Origin of the sequence: Candidatus Palauibacter irciniicola, from assembly GCF_965208695.1 — a bacterium.
GTDB lineage: Bacteria > Gemmatimonadota > Gemmatimonadetes > Palauibacterales > Palauibacteraceae > Palauibacter > Palauibacter irciniicola.
Map to the genome: position 1 here is coordinate 821,862 of NZ_OZ242352.1, position 14,477 is coordinate 836,338.

At 68.9% G+C, this 14,477-nt stretch carries 11 protein-coding genes; 2 read left to right on the forward strand and 9 right to left on the reverse strand.

Annotated elements, in window-relative coordinates:
• Window positions 1–17: 17 nt before the first annotated feature.
• Genes ACOGI9_RS03475 through ACOGI9_RS03490 form a run of 4 tightly spaced genes read right to left on the reverse strand, consistent with a single transcriptional unit; the run spans window position 18 to window position 3,311 of the window.
• Window positions 18–500, reverse strand: coding sequence for a redoxin domain-containing protein (locus ACOGI9_RS03475; RefSeq protein ID WP_419858499.1), 483 nt, complete (start codon window positions 498–500; stop codon window positions 18–20).
• Window position 501: 1 nt separating this feature from the next.
• The gene (locus ACOGI9_RS03480) at window positions 502–2,274 is read right to left on the reverse strand and encodes a DUF2207 domain-containing protein (RefSeq protein ID WP_419858500.1); all 1,773 of its coding nucleotides are present in this window, start codon (window positions 2,272–2,274) and stop codon (window positions 502–504) included.
• Window positions 2,271–2,819 carry a LemA family protein gene (locus ACOGI9_RS03485; protein ID WP_419858501.1) on the reverse strand — a complete coding sequence of 183 codons (549 nt, stop codon included), beginning with the start codon at window positions 2,817–2,819 and terminating at the stop codon, window positions 2,271–2,273. Before ACOGI9_RS03485 ends, ACOGI9_RS03480 begins: the two co-directional genes overlap by 4 nt.
• A gap of 18 nt (window positions 2,820–2,837) precedes the next feature.
• The gene (locus ACOGI9_RS03490; RefSeq protein ID WP_419858502.1) at window positions 2,838–3,311 is read right to left on the reverse strand and encodes an EVE domain-containing protein; all 474 of its coding nucleotides are present in this window, start codon (window positions 3,309–3,311) and stop codon (window positions 2,838–2,840) included.
• Window positions 3,312–3,516: 205 nt separating this feature from the next.
• Between ACOGI9_RS03490 and ACOGI9_RS03495 the strand changes: the two genes are divergently transcribed.
• Complete coding sequence (locus ACOGI9_RS03495) at window positions 3,517–4,320, forward strand: PhzF family phenazine biosynthesis protein (protein ID WP_419858503.1); 804 nt, start codon at window positions 3,517–3,519, stop codon at window positions 4,318–4,320.
• A 97-nt stretch (window positions 4,321–4,417) separates the two neighbouring features.
• The gene (locus tag ACOGI9_RS03500; protein ID WP_419858504.1) at window positions 4,418–5,221 is read left to right on the forward strand and encodes a hypothetical protein; all 804 of its coding nucleotides are present in this window, start codon (window positions 4,418–4,420) and stop codon (window positions 5,219–5,221) included.
• Between the two features lie 64 nt (window positions 5,222–5,285).
• Here the strand turns inward: ACOGI9_RS03500 and ACOGI9_RS03505 are convergent, their stop codons facing one another.
• The 5 genes from ACOGI9_RS03505 to ACOGI9_RS03525 are packed head-to-tail and all read right to left on the reverse strand — an operon-like array spanning window position 5,286 to window position 14,429.
• Window positions 5,286–6,458, reverse strand: coding sequence for a PQQ-dependent sugar dehydrogenase (locus ACOGI9_RS03505; RefSeq protein WP_419858505.1), 1,173 nt, complete (start codon window positions 6,456–6,458; stop codon window positions 5,286–5,288).
• Window positions 6,459–6,502: 44 nt separating this feature from the next.
• Window positions 6,503–8,971 (reverse strand): choice-of-anchor B family protein, encoded by a 2,469-nt coding sequence (locus tag ACOGI9_RS03510; protein ID WP_419858506.1) that lies wholly within the window; start codon window positions 8,969–8,971, stop codon window positions 6,503–6,505.
• A gap of 28 nt (window positions 8,972–8,999) precedes the next feature.
• The gene (locus ACOGI9_RS03515; RefSeq protein ID WP_419859230.1) at window positions 9,000–10,913 is read right to left on the reverse strand and encodes an FG-GAP repeat domain-containing protein; all 1,914 of its coding nucleotides are present in this window, start codon (window positions 10,911–10,913) and stop codon (window positions 9,000–9,002) included.
• 22 nt (window positions 10,914–10,935) lie between these two features.
• The gene (locus ACOGI9_RS03520; RefSeq protein ID WP_419858507.1) at window positions 10,936–12,042 is read right to left on the reverse strand and encodes a YncE family protein; all 1,107 of its coding nucleotides are present in this window, start codon (window positions 12,040–12,042) and stop codon (window positions 10,936–10,938) included.
• Window positions 12,042–14,429: a choice-of-anchor B family protein gene (locus tag ACOGI9_RS03525; protein ID WP_419858508.1), complete on the reverse strand. Its 2,388-nt coding sequence runs from the start codon at window positions 14,427–14,429 to the stop codon at window positions 12,042–12,044. Before ACOGI9_RS03525 ends, ACOGI9_RS03520 begins: the two co-directional genes overlap by 1 nt.
• Between the last annotated feature and the right edge of the window lie 48 nt (window positions 14,430–14,477).

Consider the following 14,477-nt stretch of genomic DNA (forward strand, 5'->3'; position numbering starts at 1 on the left):
GCGGTTTGTCTCTGTCCTCAGGGCGCGTCGGCCACCGCTTGCAGGAGTGCCTCATAGTCGGGCTCCACGCCCGCGTCCTCCGACACCCATGCATACGCTACCCGGCCGTCCCTTCCGATCACGAACGCCGACCGCTTGGAGACGCCCCGGAACCCGTGAAACTCCTCGTAAAGCACGCCCCAGTCACGCGAAACCGTGCGGTTGAAGTCGGAGAGGATGGGGAAGGGGATGCTCTCCTCCGCCCGAAAACGGGACGTGACGAACGGGCTGTCGACGGAGATCGCGAACACGGTGGCGTCGAGCGACGCGTAGGCGCTCCACTCATCCCGGAGCCGGCACATCTCCGCCGTGCAGACCGAGGTGAAGGCGAGGGGGAAGAAGAGGAGCACGACCCGGTCGCGGCCGAGGTGGTCCCCCAGATCGATCGTTCCTCCGGCTTCGTAGGGCAGCGTGAACGGCTCCACACGGTCGCCGACCGAGACCTTCTTGCTGGAAGTCATGTCAGAATGCGCCTCCTCCACCTCCGCCGAAGCCGCCGCCCGAAAATCCGCCGCCCCCGGAAATACCGCCGCCCGAGAAGCTCGATGCCTGGGCGCTGCGCGGCGCGGACTGCATCACGCTGTGCGTCTCCGCGGACATGGTGTTCAGGTTCGAGACCAGGATGTGAGAGTTGAACGTCGAAAGAGCGTGCCCATGATACCAGTCCGGCGGTTCGCGATACAGGTCCCGGAAGGCCCGCGCCCACTGCCCCGCGACGCCGAGCGCCATGGCGTACGGAAGACACTCCTCGAACATCTCCGGACCCGAGATCTTCCGCCTGTAGCGGTCGGATTCGACCCGCGTGAGGAATTCCTCGAACCCCTTCACCTGCCGCAGCAGCTCCGTGCCCTTCTTCGTGCGCGCCGGCATGAAGAGTCCGAAAACCACGATGACGAACGCGGATGCGATGGCCGCCCCGAGTACGGCCCCCATCGCCAGCGGAAGCACGGCCTGGGCGAGCAGCCCGCCGAAGAAGATCACGATGCCGACCAGGAACCCCAGACCCACGTATTTTCCGGCGACGATGGTCGGCGATTCCGTGTACACGCCGTGCTCGATGAGCGTCGCCAGCAACTTCGACTTCAGTTCCGGGAGATCCTTGTAGAAGCGGTCCTTGAGGTCCGAGAGCCGCCGGGTCCTCCGCCCCCCGAACACCGCTCGCAGGAGCGCGCTTTCGTGCGGAGCCAGGCGGTCGCCAGCGTTGTCCCGTCGCTCGAAGGTGTAGTCCTTCTCCTCGCGTTCCTCGATCGTCAGGTGCCCCCGCACGGCGAGGTCGATCAGCGTCGCCGTGATGTCGCGCAGGTCCGCCCGGTTGTCGACGATGACGCCGACCTCGGCGGGCGTCAGATCGCCGGGCGGCTCGTAGCGCGGCTCGATCGAGCCGATTTCGGGGTCGCGCCCCCGCTCGTTCCAGCGCCGGTACATGAAGGCGAGGACGAAGAACGGCAGGAAGAGCGGCCAGTTATCGGACAGGTACATGCCGGCGCGGTCCATCGCCGTGGGCCGCCGCACGGCGCCGGCATTCCAACCGATCCCGATCGTCAGACCTTCCCGGAAGCCGAGCGGCCGGTCGGTTCGCACGTCGACCCGCGTGCCCGTGACGTCGACCGTCGCGTCCCGGCCCGTGGCGCCGTACCCCCCGGTGAAGGCGTGGGCGCGCACGCCCCCGACGGCTTGCGGAAGCCTCACCGTCGCGCTCGCCGTTTCGATCGGGACCGGCCATTCGGTCCCCGTCACGTTCCAGTACAGTTCGTCGTACGCGTCGACGATGCCGTCTTCGCCCTCATCCGCCTCGAAGAAGCGGAGCCCGTTCGTCACGCCGTAGGAGAGTCGGACCGTGCGCACCGTGTCGACGGCGCCGGGCACCCAGATTTTCGTGTTCAGGTAGTCCCCATCGCGCTCCGTCTCGTAGCGCAGCGGATTCCCGTCCGCGTCCGTCACCGCCTCCACCGAAAGGCGCAGCTTGCGGCGGAACCCGTTGATCCGGTCCTCGACGCGAATCGTCCGGTAGATTCCGTTGTAGCTTCCGTTGAACCGGGGCCGGATCGTTTCGGTCACCTCGATGGCCCCGCTCTCCAGCACCCGGATGTCGGCGTGGAACTCCTCGATGCGCCAGGAGCGCTCCTGCGCGGCCGCCGGGGAGAGGAAGAGACAGAGGACGCCGGCCGTGGCGCCTGCCAGCACGGCGGCTCGGGCCGCCGCCTCCGCGGCGCGTCGCGGACGCCGGAGCTTCACGAGAACGCCACCCGCGGCCCCTCGCGCTGCCGCTCGTCGTCTAGCGAGAAGAACTCCCGGCGTGTGTGGCCGAACGGCCCGGCGAGCAGATTCGTGGGGAAGACCTGTACCTTCGTGTTGTAGTCCCGGACGACGGCGTTGTAGTAGCGCCGCGCGTTCTGCACCGCCTCCTCGATCTCATCGAGGGAGCGCTGGAAGTCCGTGAACGCCTCGACTCCCCGCAGCCGGGGGTAGGCCTCCGAGAGCGCGAAGAGCCTCCCGAGCGCCCCCGCGAGCGCGCCCTCCGCCGCACCCGCTTCGGCGGGCCCCCGCGCGCCCATGGCCCGGTTCCTCGCCTCGACCACGGCCTCGAGGGTCTCGCGTTCGTGGCCCGCGGATGCCTCGACGGTTTCCATGAGGTTGGGGATGAGGTCCCAGCGGCGCCTGAGCTGGACATCGATGTCGGCCCAGGCGCCGTTCACGCGTACGCGCAGCCGCACGAGGCTGTTGTACATGCCGATGACGATGAAGGCGACCGCCGCGAGTATGATCAGGAACCACAACATGACCTGCCTCTGTTCTCCCTATCCGCGTCCGAGGCGGAGGATGATCTCGAACTCCTCCTCCGTCACCGGCATGACCGAGAGTCGCATGCCGCGTTTCATGACATTGATAGCCTCGAGGCCGGCGGTTTCTTTCATCATCTGCCGGGTCACCGGCGTTCCGAAGGTCTCCACGTAGCGGAAATCGGGGCACCACCAGCGGGGATTCTCCCGACTGGACTTCGGGTCGAAGTAGCCGCTTTCGGGGTCGAACTGGGTGGAGTCCGGGTGCGCCGGACCCGCGACTTCCGCCACGCCGTAGACGCCGAGCACTCGAGTGTTGGAATGATAGATGAGGATCTTCTCGCCCGGATTCATCCGGTCACGCATGAAGTTCCGGACCTGGTAGTTCCGCACGCCGTCCCATTCCGTCTCGCCGTCCCGGGCGAGGTCGTCGATCGAGTACACGTGGGGCTCGGTCTTGGCCAGCCAGTATCCGGTGATTTCGACCGGCATGTCATGCCTTCCTTGCTCGTGTCTGCCCGCATCCGGACGGCGCGCGGAGGTTCCGCGCGGATGGGTCGAATCTACCGGTACAGCCGCGCACGGTGAACCCCGCGTCCCGGCACTCCGGTAGCTCGCGGATTCCTGCGGCGCGACACTAGTTTGCCTGAGCCGGAGCGGGCGCCCCGCCTGCCGGGTCACGCCGCAGGGAGAACGCATGAAAATTCCGCTGTATCAGCTCGACGCCTTCTCGGACCGGCCCTTCGAGGGCAATCCGGCGGCCGTTTGTCCGCTCGATGCGTGGCTCGACGACGACGTTCTGCAGAAGATCGCAGCGGAGAACAACCTCTCCGAGACCGCGTTCTTCGTTCGCGACGACGAGGGCGAGGGGGGCGGGTTCGGGCTCCGCTGGTTCACGCCCCTTTCGGAGGTCGACCTGTGCGGACACGCGACGCTGGCCTCCGCCTGGGTCATTTTCGAGAGGCTGGCGCCGGGCCGCGAGAGCGTGCGCTTCGAGACGAGAAGCGGCGAACTCATCGTGGAACGGGGCGATGGGGGCCTCCTCGTGATGGATTTTCCGGCGCGTCCCGCGGTGCCGCGCGAGGCCCCTCGCGCCCTGGTGGAGGGGCTGGGGGCGGAGCCGGCGGAGGTTCTGGCCTCGGAGCGGGACTATCTCGTCCTCCTCGAGGCCGAGGACGACGTCCGGAAGCTGAAGCCGGATTTCGCCCGGCTGCGCGGATTGGACCGGCTCGGGATCATCGTGAGCGCGCCGGGCGTGAGCGCGGATTTCGTGTCCCGCTTCTTTGCGCCCAGCGTCGGCGTGCCGGAAGATCCGGTCACGGGCTCCGCGCACTGCACGCTGGCGCCCTACTGGGCGGAACGGCTCGGTCGCGGCGAGGCGCCGCTCGAGGCGCGGCAGATCAGCGCCCGCGGCGGTACGCTCATCTGTCGTCACGTCGGGGACCGCGTGACGATCGCCGGCCGCGCGGCGCTCTATCTTTCTGGCGAGATCACGTTGTGACAGATTCCGGCGCGCGGCCGTCTACAGGGTGGCGGATGACGGCGAGCGCGGGTGGGCGATCCGACGGTCGCCACGGAGCAGGGAAGGAGCGGGACAGATGATGGTGCGTACACGGATGCGGAGCCGCTGCATGCTCGGGGCCGGACTCGCCGCGCTGGTGACGCTGGGGGCGCTGGTGCCCGCGGCCGTCGCGGCGCAGGTCCCCGGCGGCCACCTTCCCGGCCAACCGCCCCGGGAACCCTCTTCGGGCGGAAACGACACGCAGTGGGATCTGGGCGGCACGCTGTCCGTGATGTCGCCGCGGGGGCAATTCGGTTCGTTCGTCAACGACGGTTTCGGGGGGGCGCTCACGGCCCTGCTCGGCTTCGCGGACTCCCCCGCCTTCCGGGTCCGGTTCGAGGCCGGCTTCGTCGAATACGGGTCGGAGACGCTTGGCGTCCCCGTATTCGCGGCGACGGACCGGATCCTGACCGATGTCGTCACGCAGAACAACGTCGGGTACCTGGGACTCGGCCCCGAGATCCGGCTTCCGTACGGCCCCGTCCAGCCCTACGTGAACGGCTTCGTGGGGCTCGGCTACTTCTTCACCGTCAGCTCCGTCGAGCCCGGGTGGGATCTCTACCAGACGCTCCATCGCGAATCGCCCTATCAGGGGACGACGGTGAACTTCGACGACGTGCGAGCGGCGTACGGCTTCGGAGGCGGGCTCGCGATCCCGGTCAGCCGCTCCGCCAAGCCGGTGGTGTTGAAGCTCGAAGCTCAGTACCGGAGGCACGGCCGCACGGAGTATCTCGTGCCCGGGAGCATCGTCGAGGACGGCTTCGGCGGGAGTTCGTTCTCGCCCATCGCCTCCGATGTCGACTTTCTGCTCTTCCAGGTGGGGCTGACGTTCAGGGTCTAGCAGCCATGGGCTACCAGCGTCGACACGATCCGGCGGCTATCGGCGGACGCGACGCCGCGGGCCGCTACGGCTGACGGCGCTCCAGGCGGGAGACGGAGCCGGTGAGGTTCACGACGTAGAGTTCCCCGGCGCCGTCAACGCCGAAGGACGACACCGCCCCGAGGCTTCCCACGTTCCAGCGTCGCTCGTCGGCCGCCTGTCCGCCGTCGAACCGGAAGCTCCGCAGAAAGCCGGTGCAGAAATCCGAGTAGAAGTAGTGCCCCGCAATCTCGGGGAGCTGTGAGCCGCGGTAGACGTATCCTCCGGTCACCGAGCAGACGTTGCCGTCGTGGATGTACTCGACGACGGGCAGCGTGAGACCCGACATGTCGCACCCGGAACTCTGGTAACAGGCGGACCCTTCCATCGTGCTCCAGCCGTAGTTCACGCCCGCCTCGCCCGCCGGCACCGCGTTGATCTCCTCGCGTTCGTTCTGGCCCACGTCCGCGACGTAGAGGACGTTCCCCGCGAAGTCGAAGGTCGAGCGCCACGGATTCCGGACGCCGATGGCCCAGATCTCGCCCCGCGCACCCTCTTCTCCGACGAACGGGTTGTCGTCCGGGATCGCGTACGGGTCGCCTCCGTCCACGTCGATGCGGAGGATCGAACCGTGCAGCGTCTCCGGATTCTGGCCGTTGCCGAACGGATCGCCCGCCCCGCCCTCGTCGCCGAGGAAGATGTACAGCATCCCGTCGGGCCCGAACTGCAGCATGCCGCCGTTGTGGTTCTGCCGGCGCTGGGTGAGCGCGAGGATCCGCTTCGCCGAGCCCGGGTCGAGGCGGTCGGGGTCCCCCGAGACGGTGTAGCGCTCGACCACCGTGTCGTCCCCCGTGTCGGTGTAGTAGACGAAGACCTGTCCGTTGTCCGCGTACCGCGGGTGGAAGGCCATCGTGAGGAGGCCGCCCTCGGGGGCCGTGCCCACGCGGCCCGAGAGGTCGAGGAAGGGATCATCGAGGAGCCGCCCGTCCGCGCTCGCGATGCGGATGCGGCCCGTCTGCTCCACGACGAAGAGTCTCGCGTCGCCCGGTGGAGCGGCGAGGAAGACCGGCTGGGAGAGTCCGGTCAGCACTTCATTCGCCGCCAGCTCGAAGGCGGCGGGCTCCGGCGGCGCGGGCGGCGGGGGTGGAGCGGGGGAGGGGCCCGTGCCATCCGAGCATCCCCAGCTCGCCACCCCTGCCAGGAGCGCGAGCGTCCGCACCACCGGCGGCCGGCCAGCCGGCGCGGACGGGTGACCCGAGCGTCTCAGGGCACCAGTTCCGGACGGCGGTACCGGAGGAAGAACACGCCCTCCTTGCCGCTGGACACGACGATCGTCCCACTGGCGAAGAACGGGTAGTTCGACCACGAGCCGTCGAAGGTGACGGACTCGTCCCACGGCACCGTGTCGAAGAAGCCGACCTCGCGCGGATTCTCGCGGTCGCTGATGTCGAGCACGCGCAGCCCGCTCACGTAGTTCGACTGGTACATGAGGTCGCCGACGATGTAGAGGTTGTGGTCGATCGTGAACGTCTCCCCGAAGTGTTCCTTGACGAGGATCGGATCGTCGAGGTCCGAGACATCCCAGATGAGCGTGCGGCTCGCCTCCATGTCGGGTTCCGTTCCGGTCTGCTGCGCCTGGCCTACCGAAGCCATCTCGTCGAGTTCGTCGTTCTGGTAGAAGTAGCGGTGGTCCTCGGTGAGCCAGCCCTGGTGCGTGTAGGCGACGGCGGGGTAATCGGCGGTCGAGAGCGTGACGGGGTTGTTCCGGTCCGTCACGTCCGCGATCACGACCGCCGTCTCGTTGGCCTTGAGGCAGATCTCCTTCCCGACGTGTTCGGCGTCCGGGCCACGGTAGTTCACGCACTGCGCGTCGTGCGTGTACCCGGTCGCCCCTCGACCCGTGCCGGCTTCGGCGTGGCACCCCAGGAAGCTCGGCGCCTTCGGATCGCTGACGTCGATCATGTGCAGCCCGCCGCCGCACGTCTCGCCGCCGCCGCTCGAACCGACGGCGTATGCGGTCGCGGTCTCCTCGTTGATGACCACGTTGTGTGCGCTCGCGATGCCCTCGTACACCGCGTCGGGATCGAACTCGACCGGCGCACCGCGCACGTCGCGGAGCCGCGTGAGGTCGAACACCTGCATCCCGTGCTCGCCCGCATTGTCCGCCACGACGAAGGCGTGGTCCGCATGGACCTTGATGTCGCGCCACGACTGGGTCAGCGACCCGGGGGTCTTCGGCAGGCTGCCCAGGTAGACGGGCGCCGCGGGGTCGGAGATGTCGATGAACGCGGTGCCGTCCGTGCGGCCGACGATCGCGTACTCGCGCCCCGTCTGCGGGTCCGTCCATCCCCAGACGTCGTTCGTCTCGATGCCGCGGTCGGTGCCCCCGATCGCGTCGAGTGGCAGGAACGAGAGCACGTCCACCTGATCGCACGTGAACTGGTCGGCCATCCCGTCCTCGCCGCAGCCCACCTCGGAGAGCGCCGTCAGGGGGCGCCGTTCCTCCGGGATGAAGATCTTCGCCGTTTCGGCCCATGTGCCATCCCGGTTCTCGAACACGATGGCGGAACCGAGCCCCGCATCGTCCCACGGCTGTCCCACGACCGCCATGTCGCCGGAGGCGGAGATCGAGAGGCCGAAGCCGTCTCCCGCATCCGTTCCGGGGCCCGCGCCGATGCGGGTCGCCGAGCCGAAATCCGCGGCCGCGGGATCCCGTGAGAACGCGTAGATCGCGCCGAACCGGCCCGCGCCCGGAGCCGCGATCCAGAGTTCGTCGTCACGCGCCGTGATGGTCGCACCGAAGTAGTCGCCGGGCTGACGGTGGAAGGCCGACAGCGATCCCTGCCGCACCCAGTCGCCGGATGGGCGACGCACATAGTTGAGGACCGTCCCCGCCCCGTCGTAGGCGCCCGGCAGCCCGAGAAGCGCGTGGGAGCCGTTGATGCCGACCGCGAGGACCGGGGCGCGATTCGCCACGACCGCCGCTGCCGGCTGCCTCTCGTCGCCCTCGTGGCCGAGCCGTCCCTCCTGCACCCAGTCGCCCTCGGAATTCCGCCCGAACACGTACGCGGCCCCGGGCAGTTGCGGCCCGGCAAAAGCGCCCACGATCACGCGTTCGCCATCGGTGTGGGCGCCCCAACCGAAGAACTCCTGCTGCGGATCCGGGTCGGCGGAAGTCAGTATCCCGTCCTCGATCCACTCCCCATCCTCGCCGCGCGTGAAGACCCAGGCCCCGCCGGTGTCCTGATAACCCAGCGCGGTCACGACAAGGAGGTCGCCCGCGACCGATGCGAAACGGCCGAAGGACACGCCGGGCGGCGCACTCTCCGGCCGGAGGTGGCGTTCGAACTCCCAGCCGCTCCCGGTGCGCCGGAAGATGAGCACGCTGCCGTCGCTCTGGCCATCGCCATTCGCGTCGAGAGCCGTGGCTCCTACGAGCAGGCGATCGCCATCGGCGACCACGAAGCGGCCGAAGAAGTCCGCGCCCCCGCCCTCCGGCGCACGGAGAGTGGCGGTGCGCTCCCAGTCATCGCCGCTCCGCTCGTAGACGTAGAGGCTGCGGGGAGCGGAAGTCGCCGGATTCTGCGGGTCCGCATCCGGGTCGATCGCCTCGCTGACGACGATGGTCCCGTTGGCAAGCACGACGGTGCCCCCGAACTCCTGCGCCGTCGCGCCCTCGGCGAGGAACAGGCCAACTGCGACGAAGGCGGCGAAGGTCAAAGTCTTTTTCATTCGAATCACTCCCTGTATTCCCACAACACTAGCGTCTCTCGAAGTAGTACAAGCCACCCCCCTGGGTGCCCACGACGAGGTCGAGATCGCCGTCCCCGTCCAGGTCCCCGAACTCCGGCGTCGCGAACAGCGGCAGGTCCTCGGCGGAGGGGAACCCGCCGTCGGCCTCGACGAAGTTCGGGATCGCGGGACTCCCATCGTTTCGGAAGTAGCGGATGCCGTCGGATTCGGTGCCGACGATGAGGTCGAGGTCGCCGTCTCCGTCATGGTCGAGGAGCTTGGGGAAGCTCCGCCGGCCGATGTCGATCTCTCCGTATTCGTCGCTCACGAATTCGAAGCTCGGTTCGGAAGCGGAGCCGACGTTCTCATAGTAGTTCAGGGCCCCGGAGGACTCCCCGATCATGAGGTCGAGATCTCCATCCCCGTCCAGGTCGCCGAGCGCGGGCGTCGCGTTGCTCCCGCGCGTGATCTCGACGAACGCCGAGTCCACCAGTGTGAGGCGGGGTTCCATGGCCGACCCCTCGTTCCGCACGTAGCGGATCTCGTCGCGCCAGGTGCCGAGCAGCAGGTCGAGGTCGCCGTCCGCGTCCAGGTCGCCGAAGGCCGGCGCGTTGTGGTAGGCGCCCGGCAGTTCGAACTCGCCGGTGCGGCGGAAGACCGGTTCCGTCCCGCTCCCCTCGTTCTCGAACAGGAAGACGCGCGAGTTCGACAGGTCCCCGGGGTCGATCTTGTTGCCGAGCAGGAGGTCGAGGTCGCCGTCGCCGTCGAGATCCACGAGGGAGGCCACGCTCTCGCTCCCCACATCGATCTGCGAGATGAACCGCCGCGTCCGAAGCTCGAAGCCGCCGTCGGACTCCTGCGAGAAGAGCATGAGGTTGTCGGCCGTCGTCGTGTTCGCGTTGTACGCGCCGCCGAGCACGCCCATGAGCAGGTCGAGGTCGCCGTCGCCGTCGTAGTCGCCGAAGGTCGGAGCGTTGTAGCCGCTCGTCCGGATCGGGTCGTCGAGGGGGAAGGGACGCGGTTCCACGCGGAGGTTCGGAGCCTCGCACGAGCCCGCGTTCTCGATCAGGAGGAGCCCGGCCTCGAAGAAGTCGCCCCAGAACATGTCCGTATCGCCGTCCGCGTCGTAGTCGGCGAGCGCCATCGTGTTCGCGCCGTGCAGGGTGGGGAAGGACCCGCCCCCGTCCGGCCCGTCAAAGGGCGGCACGCCCCCGGCGGCCGCCGGGTCGGCGACGATCTCGATGTCCTCGAAACGGTCCGTGATGTGCCGGAAGGGCGAGGCGTTCGCGCCGATCGCGCCCGTCGCCTCGTAGCGCGTGACCGTCCCCACGAGGCGACCGATGAAGAGGTCGAGGCGCCCGTCGCAATCGATGTCCGCCGCGTTGGGGATGTTCTGGCGGTCCGAGAAGATCGCCTCCCCGCGCGTGTCGCGAAGGGTGTCCGCGATGAGTTCGAATACGGCCCCGCCCGCCGTACCGGTGTTCCGGTAGAGCTTCATGTAGCTGAAGGGGGACTCCGCGAGGAGGTCCCGGTCTCCGTCCGCGTCGACATCCACGAAGCGGAACCACTCCCCGACCTCGAGGTCCGAGTACGCCTCCGGCCGCCAGGTGTGGCGCCGTCCGCCCGGCGTGTCCTCGCGCTCGAAGAACATCAGGCGGTTCGTCGTCTCCTGCACGAAGAGGTCGAGGTCGCCATCTCCGTCGATGTCCACCCACTGCGGGCGGGGCACGTTGAAGCCGCCGAGGAAGGGGATTTCGTACGCGTTTCCGGATTCGTCGAACACCGGAAAGGGGGTGACGGCGCGGACGAAGCCGGGTTCGCCTCCCGCCGCGCGCTCCGGCGACAACTCCCCCGGACCGGCGCCGCTCGATGCGCATCCCGCCGCGAGGAGCGCAGCGGTCAGCGCTCCCGGCGCGACCCGCCGGCTGCGGGGCCCGGCCATGCGGCTCACGTCGCCGGCGCCCTCAGCGCGGGCTGGAGGCGAGACCGATGCCCGACGCGTAGGGCGGCGTCTCGATGACGTCGATGATCTCGCGGGTCGCGGTGTCGATGACGACGACCGTACCGCCCGGCGCGTCGTATCCCATCCGGTCCGACGACGCGTACGAGCCGGTCTCGTTCCGGTTCGCCACGTAGAGTCGGGAGCCGTCCGGCGAGAGCACGCTGCCGTGCGGTTCGGCGAGGCCTTCGCCCCGGATCACGGCGGCCACGGACCAGTCGGAGGTGTCGACGAGCGTGACCTCGTTCGCCCCCAGGTTACCGAACCAGATCCAGCGCCCGTCCGCCGACCAGCTCGGATGCCACGGCCGCGCCCCCACGTCCAGTTCTCCCACGAGCTTCGGCGCCACCGGCTCCGTGACGTCGAACACGAGGAGCTTGGCCGTCATCTCGGCCGTCGCGACGAGCGTCCCGCCGTCCGGCGAGATCGCGTACTGGACGAGGACGTGAGGCATCGCCCCGGAGCCGGGAAGCCTGAGCAACTCGGCCTCGCCGCTCTCCGCTTCGACCGTGACGACGGAGTTCTCGCCGAGGCTCCCCGCGTAGACCCACCCGCCGTCGGGGCTCGCCAGCAGCGCGTGCGGCCGCGGGATGAAGACATCGTACTCCTCGACCTCCATCGAGATGCGGTCGATGCGGCCGATGCGCTGGGGCGGGTTCACCGCCGCCATGGACCGCCCCACGAACAGCCAGGGCTCGGAGGGATGAAGCGCGAGGAGGCCCGGCCGCTCGAACTCGATGGAAGCGACGAGTTCATTGTCGCGGTCGAACTTGAGCACCCGGTTGGCCGCGATGAGCGACACGTACCAGAACGACCCGTCCGGCTCGACCGCGACGTGGTGCGGCTTCGCGTTCGCCCCGTATCCCATGGCCTCAAGGTCGATGATCTCGACGATCTCGTGGGTCTCGAGGTCGATGACGGTCACGGCCGCCGCCTCCTGGTTCGCCACGTAGAGGAACGAACCGTCGGCCGGGGCGGCGGTCACGGGCGCGGCGGCGGCGCGAACCGCCACGAGTCCGGCCATCCCCAGGGCGAGGAGGCCGGACCGCACGGTGTTGGTGGTTCTCTCCATTACGGCACGAGTTCCGGCTTCTGGTATTTCACCATGAACAGGCCCTCGCTCCCGCTCGTCACGATGATCGTCCCGCTCGCGAAGTACGGATAGTTGCTCCACGAGCCGCCCATCGCCGGCCCCTCGGCGTACGGCACGGTGTCGAGGAAGCCGACCTCGCTCGGATTCTCCGGGTCGCTCACGTCGAGGATCCGCAGTCCGCTGTTGTAGTTCGACTGGTAGAGCAGGTCGTCGAGCACGTACATGTTGTGGTCGCTCGCCGTCGACTCGCCGAAGTGCTCCTTGACGAGGACGGGGTCGTCGAGATCGGTGATGTCGAAGATCATCGTGCGCGTGCCCGAGAACTGCGTCCGGAGTTCGTCGAGTTCGTCTCCGAGGTAGAAGAAGCGGTGATCCTCCGTCACCCAGCCCTGGTGCGCGTAGGCGACGTTGGCGTACGTGGCCGTCGACAGCGGGATCGGGTTCTCCTTGTCGGTGACGTCCGCGATCGAGACGTCCGTCTCGTTGGACCCGAAGCAGATCTCCTTGCCGGCGTGCTCGCGGTCCGGGCCGTCGTAGATCAGGCAGAGCGCGTCGTGCGAGTACCCGGTCCCGCGGCGCCCGGTGCCCTCGTGGCCGAAGCAGCCGGCGAAGCTCGGCTCCGTGGGCTCGTTGATGTCGATCATGTGGAGGCCGCCGCCGCACGTCTCGCCCCCTCCGCTCGATCCCACGCTGTAGGCGAAGCCCGTCGCCTCGTTGATCACGATGTTGTGCGCGGAGGCGATCCCGTCGTAGTGGGCGTCCGCCTCGAAGGTGACCGGCTCGCTGCCGACATCGCGGAGACGGGTGAGGTCGAACACCTGCATCCCGTGGTCGCCCGCCCCATCGGAAACGATGAAGGCGTGGTCCCTGAAGACCTTGATGTCGCGCCACACGCTGCCGCGCGCGCCCTCCGTCATCGGAAGACGCCCGACGTAGCGCGGGTTCTGCGAGTCCGTGATGTCGACGAAGGAAGCCTGGTCGGTCAGCCCCACGAGGGCGTACTCGCGCCCGGTCTGCGGATCGGTCCAGCCCCACACGTCGTTGACGCGGACGCCGCGGTTCGCCCCGAGCGACTGCACGGGCATGAAGGAGAGGATGTTCACCTCGCTGCAGTCGAAATCGGCCGACACCCCTTCCTCGCAGCCCACCTCGTGGCCGTTGATCGCCGCGTAGTTCTTCGCGTCGCTCCATACCTCGGCGGTTTCGACCCACTCGTCGCCTCGCCGCTCGAAGATGTAGGCGGTCCCCATCCCGTAGTCCTTGCGGCTCGCGGCGACCACCGCGACGTCACCCTGCGCGGCGACGCCGCCGCCGAAGCCATCGCCCGCGTCGCGGTTCGAGGCGGAGAGGGCGCCGGCGAACTCGACCCCGCTTTCGGGGGCGGTCGAGTAGCGAAGCACCCGCCCCTCCCGGCCCGCGCCGGCACCGGATCCGCCGATCCAGATCTCTCCGTCCACGGCCGCAAAGGCGTTGGCGAAGTTCCCGCCGAAGGATCGGCCGCCTCCGGCGACGATCGGCGGATAGAGCCGGCCTTCGGGCCTCCAGACATCGCCATCGGGCGTGAACGTGTACGCGATGCCCACGCCCCCCGCGCCGGGGGCTCCGACCAGGAGCCGGAATCCGTCCTCGGTGTCCTCGCCGTACAGGACGCTCCCGAAGCCTGCGTTCTCGCCCGCTTCCGCGGCCGTGAGCGGTTCCGGCGCCGCCGTCCAGGCGCCGTCATCGGCCCGCGTGAAGAAGAACACGGCACCGGCACCATCGGCGGTCCCCGGAGCGCCGATCGCCGCCACCCGGCCATCCGTAAGCATCGCGGCGCCGAAGCCGTCTCCAGCGGCCGCTTCGGGGGATTCGACGGATCCGGCTTCATTCCAGGCGGAGCCGTCCCACTCGAAGAAGTAGACGCGGCCGGCGACGCGGGCCCCCCCGCGGCCTGCCCGACCCGGCGCCGATACCATCGCGATGTCGCCCGCGATCGCGCCGCCGCCGCCGAACGCGTAGCCCTCCGGAAGCTCGGCCGGCCTCAGCGTCGCGACTTCCTCCCATGCTCCGCCGCTCCGCTCGAACACGTGGGCCGCGCCGGGCGAGCCGACGAGCATGCGGTCGCCGTCGACCGCGAGCGAAATCCCGAACGCTCCGCCCTCCTCCGCCGCGTAGGGCGCAAGCTCCGCGGAGACGGCCCATCCATCCGGCCCCCGTTCGTAGACGTAGACGGCCCCCGTGGAGGTCGGGCCGCCGCTCTCGGCGATGAGCACCTGGCCGGACGAGACCGCGACGGGCAGGGCGCGTCCGAAACCCTGTCCCGTGACGGGTGTGGCGAGGCAGGCGAAGGCGGCAGCAAGGGCCGCGACTCGTGCAAATCCGCGCATGAAATGACTCCCATCCTGAAGGCTGCGGGCAATAGTCGTACAAACCAT

What these genes read in the sequence shown, in the direction of transcription:
- ACOGI9_RS03475 (WP_419858499.1), bottom strand. Translation starts at nt 500, where the DNA reads ATGACTTCCAGCAAGAAGGTCTCGGTCGGCGACCGTGTGGAGCCGTTC.
- ACOGI9_RS03485 (WP_419858501.1), bottom strand. Translation starts at nt 2,819, where the DNA reads ATGTTGTGGTTCCTGATCATACTCGCGGCGGTCGCCTTCATCGTCATC.
- ACOGI9_RS03490 (WP_419858502.1), bottom strand. Translation starts at nt 3,311, where the DNA reads ATGCCGGTCGAAATCACCGGATACTGGCTGGCCAAGACCGAGCCCCAC.
- ACOGI9_RS03495 (WP_419858503.1), top strand. Translation starts at nt 3,517, where the DNA reads ATGAAAATTCCGCTGTATCAGCTCGACGCCTTCTCGGACCGGCCCTTC.
- ACOGI9_RS03500 (WP_419858504.1), top strand. Translation starts at nt 4,418, where the DNA reads ATGATGGTGCGTACACGGATGCGGAGCCGCTGCATGCTCGGGGCCGGA.
- ACOGI9_RS03510 (WP_419858506.1), bottom strand. Translation starts at nt 8,971, where the DNA reads ATGAAAAAGACTTTGACCTTCGCCGCCTTCGTCGCAGTTGGCCTGTTC.
- ACOGI9_RS03515 (WP_419859230.1), bottom strand. Translation starts at nt 10,913, where the DNA reads ATGGCCGGGCCCCGCAGCCGGCGGGTCGCGCCGGGAGCGCTGACCGCT.
- ACOGI9_RS03520 (WP_419858507.1), bottom strand. Translation starts at nt 12,042, where the DNA reads ATGGAGAGAACCACCAACACCGTGCGGTCCGGCCTCCTCGCCCTGGGG.
- ACOGI9_RS03525 (WP_419858508.1), bottom strand. Translation starts at nt 14,429, where the DNA reads ATGCGCGGATTTGCACGAGTCGCGGCCCTTGCTGCCGCCTTCGCCTGC.